This is a genomic window from Streptomyces sp. NPDC055815 (assembly GCF_053616475.1).
On sequence record NZ_JBSHDU010000016.1, the window covers coordinates 1 to 14,697 of the forward strand.

Genomic DNA, 14,697 nt, shown 5'->3' on the forward strand with positions numbered 1-14,697 from the left:
GCCCTTTCACATGTCCGGGATCAGACGGCCGGCTCCGGCTCCTCGGCCGCCGGCTCCTCCTCCGGCTCGACCGGGGTCTTCACCGAGTCCAGGAGCAGCTGCGCCACGTCCACGACGGTGACGGACTCCTTGGCCTTGCCCTCGTTCTTCTTGCCGTTCACGGAGTCCGTGAGCATGACGAGGCAGAACGGGCAGGCGGTGGAGACGATGTCCGGGTTGAGGGACAGGGCCTCGTCGACGCGCTCGTTGTTGATGCGCTTGCCGATCCGCTCCTCCATCCACATCCGGGCACCACCGGCGCCGCAGCAGAAGCCGCGCTCCTTGTGGCGGTGCATCTCCTGCTGGCGCAGGCCGGGGACGGCGGACATGATCTCGCGCGGCGGCGTGTAGACCTTGTTGTGCCGGCCCAGGTAGCAGGGGTCGTGGTAGGTGATGAGGCCCTCGACCGGGGTCACCGGGATCAGCTTGCCCTCGTCGATGAGGTGCTGGAGCAGCTGGGTGTGGTGGATGACCTCGTACTCGCCGCCGAGCTGCGGGTACTCGTTGGCGATGGTGTTGAAGCAGTGCGGGCAGGTCGAGACGATCTTCTTGGCCGACTTCGGCTTCTTCGTCGACTCGTCCTCGTCGTCCTCGCCGAAGGCCATGTTCAGCATGGCGACGTTCTCGGCGCCCAGCTGCTGGAACAGCGGCTCGTTGCCCAGGCGGCGCGGGGAGTCACCGGTGCACTTCTCCTCGCCGCCCATGATCGCGAACTTGACGCCCGCGATGTGGAGCAGCTCGGCGAAGGCCTTGGTGGTCTTCTTGGCGCGGTCCTCCAGGGCGCCGGCGCAGCCGACCCAGTAGAGGTAGTCGACCTCGGTGAGGTCCTCGACGTCCTTGCCGACGATCGGGACCTCGAAGTCGACCTCCTTGGTCCACTCGACGCGCTGCTTCTTGGCGAGACCCCAGGGGTTGCCCTTCTTCTCCAGGTTCTTGAGCATCGTGCCCGCCTCGGACGGGAACGCGGACTCGATCATCACCTGGTAGCGGCGCATGTCGACGATGTGGTCGATGTGCTCGATGTCGACCGGGCACTGCTCGACGCAGGCGCCGCAGGTGGTGCAGGACCACAGGACGTCGGGGTCGATGACGCCGTTCTCCTCGGCGGTGCCGATGAGGGGGCGCTCGGCCTCGGCGAGGGCGGCGGCGGGGACGTCCTTGAGCTGCTCCTCGGTGGCCTTCTCGTCGCCCTCCATGGTCTTGCCGCCGCCCGCGAGCAGGTACGGCGCCTTGGCGTGGGCGTGGTCCCGGAGGGACATGATGAGGAGCTTGGGGGAGAGCGGCTTGCCGGTGTTCCAGGCGGGGCACTGCGACTGGCAGCGGCCGCACTCGGTGCAGGTGGAGAAGTCGAGGATGCCCTTCCAGGAGAACTGCTCGACCTGGGAGACACCGAAGACGGCGTCCTCGGCCGGGTCCTCCCAGTCGATCTCCTTGCCGCCGGTGGTCATCGGCTGGAGCGCGCCCAGGGCGGTGGAGCCGTCGGCGTTGCGCTTGAACCAGATGTTCGGGAAGCCGAGGAAGCGGTGCCAGGCGACGCCCATGTTGGTGTTGAGCGAGACCGTGATCATCCAGGTGAAGGACGTGACGATCTTGAGCGCCGCGAAGCCGTAGGTGAGGTACTGGATCGTGCTCAGGTCCAGGCCGTCCAGGAGCGCGATCAGCGGGTACGAGGCGAAGAAGCCCGGCTCCCAGCTGGTCACGTGGTGCTGGACGCCTTCGAGGGCGCGGAGCGTCATGATGCAGACGCCGACGATCAGGATGACGGCCTCGACGAAGTACGCCTGGCCGGTCTTGGAGCCGGCGAAGCGGGACTTGCGGCCGGCCTTGGTCGGCTTGCTCAGCTGGCGGATGACGATGAGGGTCACGATGCCGAGGACCGTCATCAGGCCGAGGAACTCGGTGAAGATCTCGTACGGCAGCCAGTCGCCGATGATCGGGATGAGCCAGTCGGCCTGGAAGAGCTGGCCGAAGGCGTTGACGATCGTGAGGAGCAGCGAGAAGAAGCCCACCGCGACGAACCAGTGCGCGAAGCCGACGATGCCCCAGCGGTTCATCCTGGTGTGGCCGAGGAACTCCTTGACCAGGGTGATCGTGCGCTGCTTGGGGTCACCGGTACGTGTACCGGCGGGCACCGGCTGACCGAGCCGCACGAAGCGGTAGATCTGCACGGTGGCGCGGCCGAACAGCGCGACGGCCACCACCGTGATGGCGATCGACACGATGATCGCGGCGAGTTGCATGACGGGCTCCTCGGGCGGGCCTACTAAGCGGTAACTTATTGAGTTCCTGCTGAGATTACCCGGTCACGGCGCCGCGCTGTAGCGGCGCTCGCGGTGATATGTGTCGCTCAGGCAAACCTTGCCCTCTCAGGCGAACCTTGCCGCGCGACGCCTGCGTACAGCTGGAAGCGTACGCGCAAGGATCAGCAGATCCATCCCCAGCCAGTGGTGGTCCACATAGTGGAGATCGAGCAGCTCGCGCTCCTCCCACGGCAGGTCCGAGCGGCCGCTGATCTGCCACGGTCCGGTCACCCCCGGGCGTACGGAGAGCCGGCGGCGGCCCTCGCCCGCGCACTCGCGGTGGGCCGGGGTCAGCGGGCAGGGTCCGACGAGCGACATCCGGCCCGCGACCACGTGCAGGAGCAGCGGAAGCGCGGCCAGCGGGCTCTTCGTGCGGAAGGTCAGCATCGTGAAGGGCCGCCCCCCGAGACCGGCCACCGTCCGGCGGCGCAGCACCGCCCCGCTGCCGCCGAGGGAGACGGAGAGGGCGGTCCCGGCGATCAGGGGCGCGAGGGCGAGGAGCAGGACGAGCCCGCCCGCCACGTCGAACGCGCGCTTCGCCGTCATGCGCTCACACCCTTCGGCGGGGATCCTGGGATCGGGAATCCCGGACATGTCCTGAGTATGTCCGGACCCTCTCATGCGAACCTGGTCAAACGGGGGAACGGCACGCCCTTTGAGCGGCCTGGCCGACGAAGAGTTGAGTCGCCCCCACTCAGGTCTGTTGACGCGGTCGACCTCCTCGTGCATCCTTGAGTCAGTTCCACTCAAGTCAGTCAGCTGGAGGAATCGAAATGGCACGTGCGGTCGGCATCGACCTGGGCACGACTAACTCCGTCGTCAGCGTTCTGGAAGGCGGCGAGCCCACCGTCATCACCAACGCCGAGGGCGCCAGGACCACGCCGTCCGTCGTCGCCTTCGCGAAGAACGGCGAGGTGCTCGTCGGCGAGGTGGCCAAGCGTCAGGCCGTCACCAACGTCGACAGGACCATCCGGTCGGTCAAGCGCCACATGGGCACCGACTGGCACATCGAGATCGACGGCAAGAACTTCAACCCGCAGCAGATGAGCGCCTTCATCCTGCAGAAGCTCAAGCGTGACGCCGAGGCGTACCTGGGCGAGAAGGTCGTCGACGCGGTCATCACCGTCCCGGCGTACTTCAACGACTCCGAGCGTCAGGCCACCAAGGAGGCCGGTGAGATCGCGGGCCTCAACGTCCTGCGCATCGTCAACGAGCCGACCGCGGCCGCCCTGGCCTACGGCCTCGACAAGGACGACCAGACGATCCTCGTCTTCGACCTCGGTGGCGGCACCTTCGACGTGTCCCTTCTGGAGATCGGCGACGGCGTCGTCGAGGTGAAGGCCACCAACGGTGACAACCACCTCGGTGGTGACGACTGGGACCAGCGCGTCGTCGACTACCTGGTGACGCAGTTCCAGAACGGTCACGGCGTGGACCTGGCCAAGGACAAGATGGCTCTCCAGCGTCTCCGCGAGGCCGCGGAGAAGGCGAAGATCGAGCTGTCGTCCTCGACCGAGACCTCGATCAACCTGCCCTACATCACGGCCTCCGCCGAGGGCCCGCTGCACCTGGACGAGAAGCTCACGCGCGCCCAGTTCCAGCAGCTCACCTCCGACCTGCTCGACCGCTGCAAGGTGCCGTTCCACAACGTCATCAAGGACGCGGGCATCAACCTCTCCGAGATCGACCACGTCGTTCTCGTCGGTGGCTCGACCCGTATGCCGGCCGTCGCCGAGCTCGTCAAGGAGCTGACCGGTGGCCAGGAGGCCAACAAGGGCGTCAACCCGGACGAGGTCGTCGCCATCGGCGCCGCGCTCCAGGCCGGTGTCCTCAAGGGTGAGGTCAAGGACGTCCTGCTCCTCGACGTGACCCCGCTGTCCCTCGGCATCGAGACCAAGGGCGGCATCATGACCAAGCTCATCGAGCGCAACACCACGATCCCGACCAAGCGGTCCGAGATCTTCACGACGGCCGAGGACAACCAGCCGTCCGTGCAGATCCAGGTCTACCAGGGCGAGCGCGAGATCGCGGCGTACAACAAGAAGCTCGGCATGTTCGAGCTGACCGGTCTGCCGCCGGCCCCGCGTGGCGTCCCGCAGATCGAGGTCGCCTTCGACATCGACGCCAACGGCATCATGCACGTGACCGCGAAGGACCTGGGCACGGGCAAGGAGCAGAAGATGACCGTCACCGGCGGCTCCTCGCTGCCGAAGGACGAGGTCGACCGGATGCGCCAGGAGGCCGAGCAGTACGCGGACGAGGACCACCGCCGCCGCGAGGCCGCCGAGGCCCGCAACCAGGGTGAGCAGCTCGTCTACCAGACGGAGAAGTTCATCAAGGACAACGAGGACAAGGTCCCCGGTGACGTCAAGGCCGAGGTCGAGGCCGCGCTCGTCGAGCTGAAGGAGAAGCTCAAGGGCGAGGACACCGCCGAGATCCGCACCGCCACCGAGAAGGTCGCGGCCGTCTCGCAGAAGCTCGGCCAGGCGCTGTACGCCGACGCCCAGGCCGCCCAGGCCGCCGGCGGCGACGCGGGCCAGGCCCAGGCGCAGGACGACGACGTCGTCGACGCCGAGATCGTCGACGAGGACAAGCCGAAGGGCGGCCAGGCGTGACCGAGGAGACCCCGGGCTTCGAGGAGAAGCCCGACGTCCCCTCCGGCGCCACCGCTGACGACGCCGCCGAGGCCGTCGAGAACTCCACCGAGGAGGACCCGACGGCCCCGGCCGGGGACGCTACGGACGTAGCCCTGCTGGCGCAGCTGGACCAGGCCCGCACCGCGCTCACCGAGCGCACGGCCGACCTCCAGCGGCTCCAGGCCGAGTACCAGAACTACCGCCGCCGCGTGGAGCGGGACCGGGTCACGGTCAAGGAGATCGCCGTCGCGAGCCTCCTGTCCGAGCTCCTGCCCGTGCTCGACGACGTCGGCCGGGCCCGGGACCACGGCGAGCTCGTGGGCGGGTTCAAGTCGGTGGCCGAATCGCTGGAGACCGTCGTCGCCAAGATGGGTCTGCAGCAGTTCGGCAAGGAGGGCGAGCCCTTCGACCCGACGATCCACGAGGCCCTGATGCACTCGTACGCGCCGGACGTCACCGAGACGACCTGCGTGGCGATCCTGCAGCCCGGGTATCGGATCGGCGAGCGGACCATCCGGCCCGCCCGCGTGGCCGTCGCCGAGCCCCAGCCGGGGGCGCAGGGCAAGGCCGAGGAGTCGGAGGACTCCGGCACGTCCGAGAAGGACAGCGAGTAACAGCCGTACCCGTACGCGGGAGGAGGGACGTCGATGAACACGAAGGACTTCGTCGAGAAGGACTACTACAAGGTTCTCGGCGTCCCCAAGGACGCCACCGAGGCCGAGATCAAGAAGGCGTACCGGAAGCTCGCACGCGAGAACCATCCGGACGCCAACAAGGGTGACGCGAGCGCCGAGGCGCGCTTCAAGGAGATCTCCGAGGCGAACGACGTCATCGGCGACCCCAAGAAGCGCAAGGAGTACGACGACGCCCGCGCCCTCTTCGGGAACGGCGCCGTCTTTAATCGGGGGGGCCGGGCCGGCGGTCCCGGCGGCGGCTCGTTCAACTTCGACCTGGGCGACCTCTTCGGCGGCGCCCAGGGCGGGGCGGGTGGCGGCTTCGGGGGCGGCGGCATCGGGGACGTCTTCGGCGGCCTCTTCAACCGCGGCGGGGGTGCGGGCACCCGCACCCAGCCGCGGCGCGGCCAGGACATCGAGTCCGAGGTGACGCTCAGCTTCACCGAGGCCATCGAGGGCGCGACCGTACCGCTGCGGATGTCCAGCCAGCAGCCCTGCACCGCGTGCTCGGGCACCGGCGACAAGAACGGCACCCCCCGGGTGTGCCCGACCTGTGTCGGCACCGGGCAGGTCTCGCGCGGCGGCAGCGGCTCCTTCTCGCTCACCGACCCCTGCGTGGACTGCAAGGGCCGCGGCCTGATCGCCGAGAACCCCTGCGAGGTCTGCAAGGGCAGCGGGCGCGCCAAGTCCTCCCGCACCATGCAGGTCCGCATCCCCGCGGGCGTCAGCGACAACCAGAAGATCCGTCTCCGCGGCAAGGGAGCGCCGGGCGAGCGCGGCGGGCAGAACGGCGACCTGTACGTCGTCGTGCACGTCGACGACCACCCGGTCTTCGGCCGCAAGGACGACAACCTCACCGTCACGGTGCCGGTCTCCTTCTCGGAGGCGGCGCTCGGCGGCGAGATCAAGGTGCCGACCCTCGGCGGCCCCGCGGTCACGCTCAAGCTGCCCGCGGGCACCCCGAACGGCCGGACCATGCGCGCCCGGGGCAAGGGCGCGGTCCGCAAGGACGGCACGCGCGGCGACCTCCTCGTGACGGTCGAGGTGGCGGTGCCGAAGGAGCTGGACGACAAGGCACGCGAGGCCCTGGAGACCTTCCGCGAGGCGACCGCCTCCGAGGACCCGCGGGCCGAGCTGTTCCAGGCCGCGAAGGGAGCGTGACCCGGTGAGACGCAATCCGTACGAGCTGACCGACGAGAGCCCCGTGTACGTCATCTCGGTGGCGGCCCAGCTCTCCGGTCTGCACCCGCAGACCCTCCGGCAGTACGACCGGCTCGGTCTGGTCTCCCCGGACCGCACGGCGGGCCGCGGACGGCGCTACTCGGCCCGTGACATCGAGCTGCTCCGCCAGGTGCAGCAGCTGTCGCAGGACGAGGGCATCAACCTGGCCGGAATCAAGCGGATCATCGAACTGGAGAACCAGGTCGCGGCGCTCCAGGCACGGGTGTCCGAGCTGTCGGCGGCGGTCGAGGGCGCGGCGGCGACGCTGCGCCAGCGCGAGGCCCAGGTGCACGCCTCGTACCGCCGGGACCTGGTGCCGTACACCGACGTGCAGCAGGCGAGCGCCCTCGTGGTGTGGCGCCCGAAGCGCGGCGAGTAGCTCCCCGTACGAAGCGCGGAGGCCCCCTTCACCGAGCGTGGAGGGGGCCTTCGCCGTGTCCCGGACCGGTCAGCTGTCCCGTTCGAGGATCCCGGACTGGGCGATCAGATAGCCGAGCTGGGCCCGGCTCCCGCTGCCGAGGGCGGCGGCGAGCTTGGCGATGTGCGCCCGGCAGGTCCGCACGTTCATGCCGAGCCGGCGGGCGATGGCCTCGTCGACGTGCCCCTCGACGAGGAGCTTGGCGATGGAGCGCTGGACGCCGCCGATGCCGTCGGTCTTGATGTCGTACGGGATCTCCTCCCGTATCGGCACGGCCAGCTGCCAGAACTGGTCGAAGACGCCGCCGAGGTAGGCGACCAGGCCGGGGTGGCGCAGCTCCAGGGCGACCTGGCGGTCGCTGCGGGCCGGGATGAAGGCGACCTCGCGGTCGACGATGATCAGCCGGTCGATGATCTCTTCGAGGGTGCGGACCTGGACCTCGGGGCCGACGTGCTCCAGATAGGTGAGCGTGAGCTCGGTGTGGCGTGCGGTGTGCTGGTAGAGCGTGCGCATGCTGATGCCGCGCCCGAGGAGCGGGGAGACGCGGTCCAGGGCCTCGCTGAGGGCCTGGGCGGGGCGGCCGCCGCCCGGCTGGACGGTGAGGAGTTCGCTGCGGCAGTCGGCCACGACGCGGTCGAGGGTCGAGTTGATGCGGTCGATGCCCTCGAGCACGGTGATGGCGTGTGTGGTGGGCGAGTCGTGGGCGCTGATGGCCATGAACGGCTCGAACGCGTCCGACAGGGCGACGGTGCGCCGCCGGCGGTCGAGTATCTCCCGTTCGATCGGCTGGAGCAGCTGGGCGAGCGCCGCGGAGGGGGGAACCGGGCGGAGCCACTGGGCGTCGTCGGGATCGGGGTGGAGCAGCGAGAGGTCGAGCAGGCACGGTGCCTCGACCGCCTCTGACCGGGGTATTCGCCCGGTCCGCAGCGCGGCCGCGTACAGCTCGGAGCCCGCTTCGCACAGTTCGGCGTGCGAATGAGGGTGACCTGTTTCGTCCGCTTGTTTCCGCATATGTACACCCCCAGGCTCCTGCATCTCAGGAACATGATGCCTGGGTTTGGTGGTGCAGGCGCAGAGAGTAAGCCATCGTCTTACTCGCGGGGGTTGGAAGTAGACGTTGCCTTCAAGTGAGGTTGCTCGGTGATGATGAAGAAGCTCATACGCGCGGCGGCCGGAGTCGCCTTCATCGCGGCCGCCACAGTGGGCGCGGTGGGAGTGGTTCCGGATCCGGGCTGGCACTCGGAGCCCGCCCATGTGCAGGCCGCTCCGCTCGACCCGGGCTGGCACTTCGCGGCCCCCACGCTCGTCGATGACCCGGGCTGGAGCGTGGCCCCCGCGCAGGACCCCGGCTGGAGCTAGTCGGGCGCATGAATGTTCCCGATGACCCCAGGTTCCGCCGGGAGATGGCCTCGGCCTATCGCTCCGGCTGGCACTTCGTCGATCTCGCCACGGCCATCCCCCACCGTGGTGACTCGCTGAAGGTCACGCTCTTCGGAGAGCCGATCGTCGTCGCCCGCGAACAGGACGAAGACGTCCGTGCGTACCGCTGTCTGCGCCGTCCCCGCGGCGCTCCGCAGCCCATCCGCTGTGCCATCCGGTACGGCATGATCTTCGTCAACCTCGATCAGCGGGACCACCAGCTGATCGAACCAGAGGCCATCACCGCCACCCCCCGCAGTGCCTGAGCGATTCCCCCGTCGTTGTAGATCGCTCCGGCACTTCCCCCACACAGCGGCGCCATCGCGGACCTGAAACGCGATGGCGCCGCTGTGCGTCCGCGTGTCCGCCGTCAGGCGCGGCCCATCGCCCGGGTGAGGGCGATCTCGATGACGACCCGGTCCGGGTTCGGGGCCGGCGTGCGCCCGTACCGCTCGGCGTAGCGCTCGACGGCGTCCGCGACGGTCTCCGCCTCCGTACGGATGCGGGCGACGCCCTCCAGGGTGGCCCAGCGCCCCTTGTCGACCTGGCAGACCGCGACCCGCGCGCCGTCCGCGCCCGCCGCCAGGACGTTGGCGACCTTCCGGCTGTTCTTGTTGGTGATCACGCGCGCGTACCCGCCCTCGGGGTCGTACGTGACGCCGACCGCGACGACGTGCGGCGTGCCGTCCGGACGCGGGGTGGTCAGGGTGCACATGTGGTACTCGCGCCAGAAGCTCAGGTACGAGTCGGAGGGGTTCCTGGGGTCTGTGGCCATGCCCGGAAACTACCTGTGACGGGACTCCCTCCGATACCTTGAGCGGAATGGACTCAACTTTGTGTACGTTGGAAGGGTCATAGAGAGAGACGGACCCACGACGTTCGAGGAGGAGCACCGCACGTGGACGCCGAACTGACCAACAGGAGCCGGGACGCGATCAACGCGGCGAGCAGCCGCGCCGTGTCCCAGGGACACGCCGACCTGACCCCCGCCCACCTACTCCTTGCCCTCCTGGCCGGTCAGGACAACGAGAACATCACCGACCTGCTGGCCGCCGTCGGCGCCGACCAGGCCGTCGTCCGCGGCGGCGCGGAGCGGCTGCTCGCCGCCCTGCCCAGCGTCACCGGGTCCACGGTCGCGCCCCCGCAGCCCAACCGCGAGTTCCTCGCCGTCATCGCCGACGCCGACAAGCGCGCCAAGGAGCTCGGCGACGACTACCTGTCCACCGAGCACCTTCTCGCCGCGATCGCCGCCAAGGGCGGCCAGGCCGGTGAGATCCTCGACGCGCAGGGCGCGAGCGCATCGAAGCTGCTCGACGCGTTCGAGAAGAGCAGGGGAGGACGCCGGGTGACCACACCCGACCCGGAGGGGCAGTACAAGGCGCTGGAGAAGTTCGGCACGGACTTCACCGCCGCCGCGCGCGAGGGCAAGCTGGACCCGGTCATCGGCCGCGACCACGAGATCCGCCGCGTGGTCCAGGTGCTGTCCCGCCGCACCAAGAACAACCCGGTCCTCATCGGTGAGCCCGGCGTCGGCAAGACCGCCGTCGTCGAGGGCCTCGCCCAGCGGATCGTGAAGGGCGACGTCCCGGAGTCCCTGAAGAACAAGCGGCTCGTCTCGCTCGACCTCGGCGCGATGGTCGCCGGCGCGAAGTACCGCGGCGAGTTCGAGGAGCGCCTGAAGACCGTCCTCTCCGAGATCAAGGCGAGCGACGGCCAGATCATCACCTTCATCGACGAGCTGCACACCGTCGTCGGCGCGGGCGCAGGCGGCGACTCCGCCATGGACGCCGGCAACATGCTCAAGCCGATGCTGGCCCGCGGCGAGCTCCGCATGGTCGGCGCGACCACCCTCGACGAGTACCGCGAGCGGATCGAGAAGGACCCCGCCCTGGAGCGCCGCTTCCAGCAGGTCCTGGTCGCCGAGCCGACCGTCGAGGACACCATCGCGATCCTCCGCGGCCTCAAGGGCCGGTACGAGGCCCACCACAAGGTGCAGATCAACGACTCCGCGCTGGTGGCCGCCGCGACCCTCTCCGACCGGTACATCACCTCCCGCTTCCTCCCCGACAAGGCCATCGACCTCGTCGACGAGGCCGCGTCCCGGCTCCGCATGGAGATCGACTCCTCGCCCGTCGAGATCGACGAGCTCCAGCGCTCCGTGGACCGGCTCCGCATGGAGGAGCTGGCCCTCAAGAACGAGACGGACGCGGCGAGCAAGCAGCGCCTGGAGAAGCTCCGCCGCGACCTCGCCGACCGCGAGGAGGAGCTGCGCGGCCTGACCGCCCGCTGGGAGAAGGAGAAGCAGTCCCTCAACCGGGTCGGCGAGCTGAAGGAGCGCCTCGACGAGACCCGCGGCCGCGCCGAGCGCGCCCAGCGGGACGGCGACTTCGACACCGCCTCCAAGCTGCTGTACGGGGAGATCCCGGGCCTGGAGCGGGAGCTGGCGGAGGCCTCCGAGGCCGAGGCCCAGCAGGAGTCCGCCAAGGACACCATGGTCAAGGAGGAGGTCGGCCCCGACGACATCGCGGACGTGGTCGGCTCCTGGACCGGCATCCCCGCCGGCCGCCTCCTGGAGGGCGAGACGCAGAAGCTGCTCCGCATGGAGGGCGAGCTCGGCAAGCGGCTGATCGGCCAGTCGGAGGCCGTGCAGGCCGTCTCCGACGCGGTGCGCCGCACCCGCGCCGGGATCGCCGACCCCGACCGGCCCACCGGCTCCTTCCTCTTCCTCGGCCCGACGGGCGTCGGCAAGACCGAGCTGGCGAAGGCGCTCGCGGACTTCCTCTTCGACGACGAGCGGGCCATGATCCGCATCGACATGTCGGAGTACGGCGAGAAGCACTCCGTCGCCCGTCTGGTCGGCGCGCCTCCCGGTTACGTCGGCTACGAGGAGGGCGGCCAGCTCACGGAGGCGGTCCGCCGCCGCCCGTACAGCGTGGTCCTGCTCGACGAGGTGGAGAAGGCGCACCCGGAGGTCTTCGACGTCCTGCTCCAGGTCCTGGACGACGGACGCCTGACCGACGGGCAGGGCCGGACGGTGGACTTCCGCAACACCATCCTGATCCTCACCTCGAACCTCGGCAGCCAGTTCCTCGTCGAGCCTCTGACCTCGGAGGACGTGAAGAAGCAGCAGGTCCTGGAGGTCGTGCGGGCGAGCTTCAAGCCCGAGTTCCTCAACCGTCTCGACGACCTGGTCGTCTTCTCGGCGCTCGACCGGGCCGAGCTGGGCCGGATCGCGCAGCTCCAGATCGACCGGCTCGCGAAGCGGCTCGCCGAGCGGCGCCTCACCCTGGACGTCACCCCGGCGGCCCTGGAGTGGCTCGCCGAGGAGGGCAACGACCCGGCGTACGGCGCGCGGCCGCTGCGCCGCCTGATCCAGACGGCGATCGGCGACCGGCTCGCGAAGGAGATCCTCGCGGGCGAGGTCGTGGACGGCGACACGGTCCGGGTGGACCGCTTCGAGGACGGCCTGATCGTGGGGGCCGCTACACGTTGAAGGCGGTGAGGTGTACGAGGGCGGTGGTGCCCTCGTACACCACCTTCACGCTCACGTAGATCGACGAGCCGTAGTCCGTGTCCCGGCAGAGGTCCCCCTCGCAGGTGGCGGGGGCCTCGCCCTCCGGATAGCCGGCCTCCAGCCAGCCGGCGGCCCCGGCGCGCGGCATGCGGAAGTCCACGGTGACGAGGGATTCCTGCCAGTGCGCCTCGGTGCACCGGGCGTCCTCGGCGTCCACCGGAAGCCGGCCGTGCGCGAACTCCATCGCCGCGGCGCAGTCCACCGGATGCGGTTTCCCGGCCTCGCTGAACGAGTAGGCACCCCAGACCACCAGCGAGACCGGCAGACCGCAGAACACCGTCAGCGCCACGACGAGCCAGATCCACCACCGGGATTTCTTCTTCGTTTCCCCCATGGGCACGAGATCATGTCAGCTGGCAGCGGATCTTGCCGCTTCCGGACCGGCGGGGCTTGCCACGTACCGCCCGGCATGGGGGAGGATGGCGAGCATCCGTACGAAGGGAAATAACGGTGAGCATCGACCCGTCCTCGATTCCGAATTTCGGGGGCCAGCCCCAGCCTCAGGCCGCAGGACCGGCGGGCCCCGTCGTCCCCGACCAGGACCTCGTCAAGCAGCTCCTCGAGCAGATGGAACTCAAGTACGTCGTCGACGACGAGGGTGACCTCGCGGCGCCGTGGGAGGAGTTCCGCACGTACTTCATGTTCCGCGGCGAGGGCGAGCAGCAGGTCTTCTCGGTGCGGACGTTCTACGACCGCCCGCACGCCGCCGACGACCGCGCGAAGATCCTCGACGCGATCGACGACTGGAACCGCCGCACCCTGTGGCCCAAGGTCTACACGCACCTGCACGAGGAGGAGGACGGCTCCGCCACCCTCCGCCTCATCGGCGAGGCGCAGATGCTGATCGGCACCGGCGTCGCCCTGGAGCACTTCGTGTCCTCCACGGTCAGCTGGGTCCGCGCCTCCATCGAGTTCGACAAGTGGATCGTCGAGCAGTTCGGCCTGGAGTCCCCCGAGGAGAAGGCCACGGGCGACGACGAGGCCTGAGTCCTCCCCGTACCCCTGCCGCTCAGATCGCCATGCGGGCGAGCGTCAGGGCGTACGCCCCGTAGCAGCACGAGAGCCCGGCCAGGGCCGCGACCACCAGGATCGCGGCTCTCGGCCGGGCTTTCGTCAGTGCCGCCGCGAGCGGGAGCAGCAGCGGGAAGGCCGGCAGCAGGAAGCGCGGTTTGGACTCGAAGAAGCCCGAGCCGCCGACGGCGATGACGACGAGCACCGCCGTGTAGGCGAGGACGGGCAGCGGCAGCCGCTCCCCGCACACGAGGAGCGCGAAGAGCAGCACCCCGGCGCCGGTGATGAGCAGCGCCATCGCGAACCCGAACTGGGTCGGGCCGCCCAGCATGTCCCGTACGAAGACGAGCGCGCCCTTCCCGAAGTCGAAGCGGGACGTCCAGCCCTTCTGCACGGCGAAGTAGCCGCCGAGCGGATCGCCGCGGCGGACGCCGACCCACAGGACGTACGAGAGCCAGCCCGCCGGCGCGAGCAGGCCGGCCGCCGCCACGCGCGGCCCGGGCCGGCCCCGGGTCCGCCACAGCTCGCAGCCGACGGCGGCCAGGACGGCGGCGGCGACCGCGACCCCGTTCGGCCGGGTGAGCCCGGCGAGGCTCGCGAGGGCGGCCGCCCACAGCCAGCGCCGGGTGAGCAGCGCGTACAGCGCCCAGGCGGCGAACGCGGTCATCACCGGCTCCGTGTACGCCATGGTCAGCACGACCGAGTGCGGCAGCAGGCCCCACAGCAGGACGAGCACGGTGGCGGTCCCGCGCCCGCGCAGCCGCTCCCCGACCAGGTAGACGCCCCAGGCGGCGGCCCCGGCGGCGAGCCAGGACAGCAGCAGCCCGGCGGTGCCCCCGGTGACCGGCAGCACGGTGGTGACGGCCCGGACGAGCGCCGGGTAGAGCGGGAAGAAGGCCAGGTCGTTCAGGACCATCCCGTGGGCGCCGTGGAGGACGCGCCCGTAGCCGTGGGCGGCGATCCCGGCGTACCACTCGGAGTCCCAGGAGGTCGCGAGGAGCGCCCGGGGCGAGCGGCCGGAGTGCCGGGCCCACAGGGTGAGGACGAGCAGACCGGTGAGCCGGGCGGCGGCGAAGAGCCCGAGCGCGGGGGCCGCCCGGCGCAGTGCGCTCCGGGGGGGCCTGCGGTCGCGGGGGCCGCCGCGGACCGCGGCCGGGGCCGCCGGGCGGTCGAGGGTCTCGGCGGACAGGGTGTACCTCCGTGCGCGCGAATCCGGTCAGGGCACGGTTCATCGGTCTACCCGACCATCGGCCCGGCGCTGCGGAGACGCGCGCGGCGGAGGCCCGCCCGGGTGGAAAGTGGCGGCCGGGCGCGGGGGGCGGGCGTGTCGCCGTGACAGGAGTGACGGGATTGATTTCGCGCCACATTTTCAATTTAGATTGACCGTGGGACTCCCGGGCAGCAG

The 14,697-nt window shown here is 70.1% G+C and carries 14 protein-coding genes; 8 read left to right on the top strand and 6 right to left on the bottom strand.

Going from position 1 to position 14,697, the window contains the following annotated elements; genetic code table 11:
* Positions 1–20: 20 nt before the first annotated feature.
* Complete coding sequence (locus ACWGN5_RS13175; protein ID WP_453514203.1) at positions 21–2,279, bottom strand: (Fe-S)-binding protein; 2,259 nt, start codon at positions 2,277–2,279, stop codon at positions 21–23.
* Positions 2,280–2,405: 126 nt separating this feature from the next.
* On the bottom strand, positions 2,406–2,885 hold the full coding sequence (locus ACWGN5_RS13180; protein ID WP_453514205.1) for a sugar transferase: 480 nt from the start codon (positions 2,883–2,885) through the stop codon (positions 2,406–2,408).
* A 227-nt stretch (positions 2,886–3,112) separates the two neighbouring features.
* On the opposite strand from ACWGN5_RS13180, the gene dnaK reads away from it, so the two are divergent.
* From dnaK to ACWGN5_RS13200, 4 genes are read left to right on the top strand one after another with little or no spacing between them, the layout of a single operon-like run.
* Positions 3,113–4,954, top strand: a complete 1,842-nt coding sequence (dnaK, locus tag ACWGN5_RS13185) for a molecular chaperone DnaK (RefSeq protein WP_453514208.1) — start codon at positions 3,113–3,115, stop codon at positions 4,952–4,954.
* Positions 4,951–5,589: a nucleotide exchange factor GrpE gene (grpE, locus tag ACWGN5_RS13190; protein WP_453514210.1), complete on the top strand. Its 639-nt coding sequence runs from the start codon at positions 4,951–4,953 to the stop codon at positions 5,587–5,589. The genes dnaK and grpE overlap by 4 nt, the downstream gene beginning before the upstream one ends.
* 33 nt (positions 5,590–5,622) lie before the next feature.
* Positions 5,623–6,810: a molecular chaperone DnaJ gene (gene dnaJ / locus ACWGN5_RS13195; RefSeq protein ID WP_453514213.1), complete on the top strand. Its 1,188-nt coding sequence runs from the start codon at positions 5,623–5,625 to the stop codon at positions 6,808–6,810.
* Between the two features lie 4 nt (positions 6,811–6,814).
* Entirely contained in the window at positions 6,815–7,249 is a 435-nt protein-coding gene (locus tag ACWGN5_RS13200; RefSeq protein ID WP_086825514.1) for a heat shock protein transcriptional repressor HspR, read from the top strand.
* A 69-nt stretch (positions 7,250–7,318) separates the two neighbouring features.
* On the opposite strand, the gene ACWGN5_RS13205 is transcribed toward ACWGN5_RS13200, so the two are convergent.
* Positions 7,319–8,299, bottom strand: coding sequence for a helix-turn-helix transcriptional regulator (locus ACWGN5_RS13205; RefSeq protein ID WP_351176943.1), 981 nt, complete (start codon positions 8,297–8,299; stop codon positions 7,319–7,321).
* A gap of 132 nt (positions 8,300–8,431) precedes the next feature.
* Here ACWGN5_RS13205 and ACWGN5_RS13210 point away from each other — a divergent pair, with 132 nt between their 5' ends.
* Together ACWGN5_RS13210 and ACWGN5_RS13215 are read left to right on the top strand one after the other, a co-directional pair.
* Positions 8,432–8,647, top strand: a complete 216-nt coding sequence (locus tag ACWGN5_RS13210) for a hypothetical protein (RefSeq protein WP_453514218.1) — start codon at positions 8,432–8,434, stop codon at positions 8,645–8,647.
* 8 nt (positions 8,648–8,655) lie between these two features.
* Complete coding sequence (locus ACWGN5_RS13215) at positions 8,656–8,973, top strand: Rieske (2Fe-2S) protein (protein WP_041129982.1); 318 nt, start codon at positions 8,656–8,658, stop codon at positions 8,971–8,973.
* Positions 8,974–9,077: 104 nt separating this feature from the next.
* Here the strand turns inward: ACWGN5_RS13215 and ACWGN5_RS13220 are convergent, their stop codons facing one another.
* The gene (locus tag ACWGN5_RS13220; protein WP_453514221.1) at positions 9,078–9,482 is read right to left on the bottom strand and encodes a pyridoxamine 5'-phosphate oxidase family protein; all 405 of its coding nucleotides are present in this window, start codon (positions 9,480–9,482) and stop codon (positions 9,078–9,080) included.
* A gap of 123 nt (positions 9,483–9,605) precedes the next feature.
* On the opposite strand from ACWGN5_RS13220, the gene clpB reads away from it, so the two are divergent.
* Positions 9,606–12,200, top strand: a complete 2,595-nt coding sequence (clpB, locus tag ACWGN5_RS13225) for an ATP-dependent chaperone ClpB (protein WP_453514223.1) — start codon at positions 9,606–9,608, stop codon at positions 12,198–12,200.
* On the opposite strand, the gene ACWGN5_RS13230 is transcribed toward clpB, so the two are convergent.
* Positions 12,190–12,615, bottom strand: a complete 426-nt coding sequence (locus ACWGN5_RS13230) for a hypothetical protein (RefSeq protein WP_453514226.1) — start codon at positions 12,613–12,615, stop codon at positions 12,190–12,192. The genes clpB and ACWGN5_RS13230 overlap by 11 nt on opposite strands.
* 116 nt (positions 12,616–12,731) lie before the next feature.
* Here ACWGN5_RS13230 and ACWGN5_RS13235 point away from each other — a divergent pair, with 116 nt between their 5' ends.
* Complete coding sequence (locus tag ACWGN5_RS13235; RefSeq protein ID WP_369145101.1) at positions 12,732–13,268, top strand: YbjN domain-containing protein; 537 nt, start codon at positions 12,732–12,734, stop codon at positions 13,266–13,268.
* 22 nt (positions 13,269–13,290) lie between these two features.
* Here ACWGN5_RS13235 and ACWGN5_RS13240 read toward each other — a convergent pair whose 3' ends face one another.
* Positions 13,291–14,481, bottom strand: a complete 1,191-nt coding sequence (locus ACWGN5_RS13240) for a hypothetical protein (RefSeq protein ID WP_453514411.1) — start codon at positions 14,479–14,481, stop codon at positions 13,291–13,293.
* Positions 14,482–14,697 lie beyond the last annotated feature (216 nt).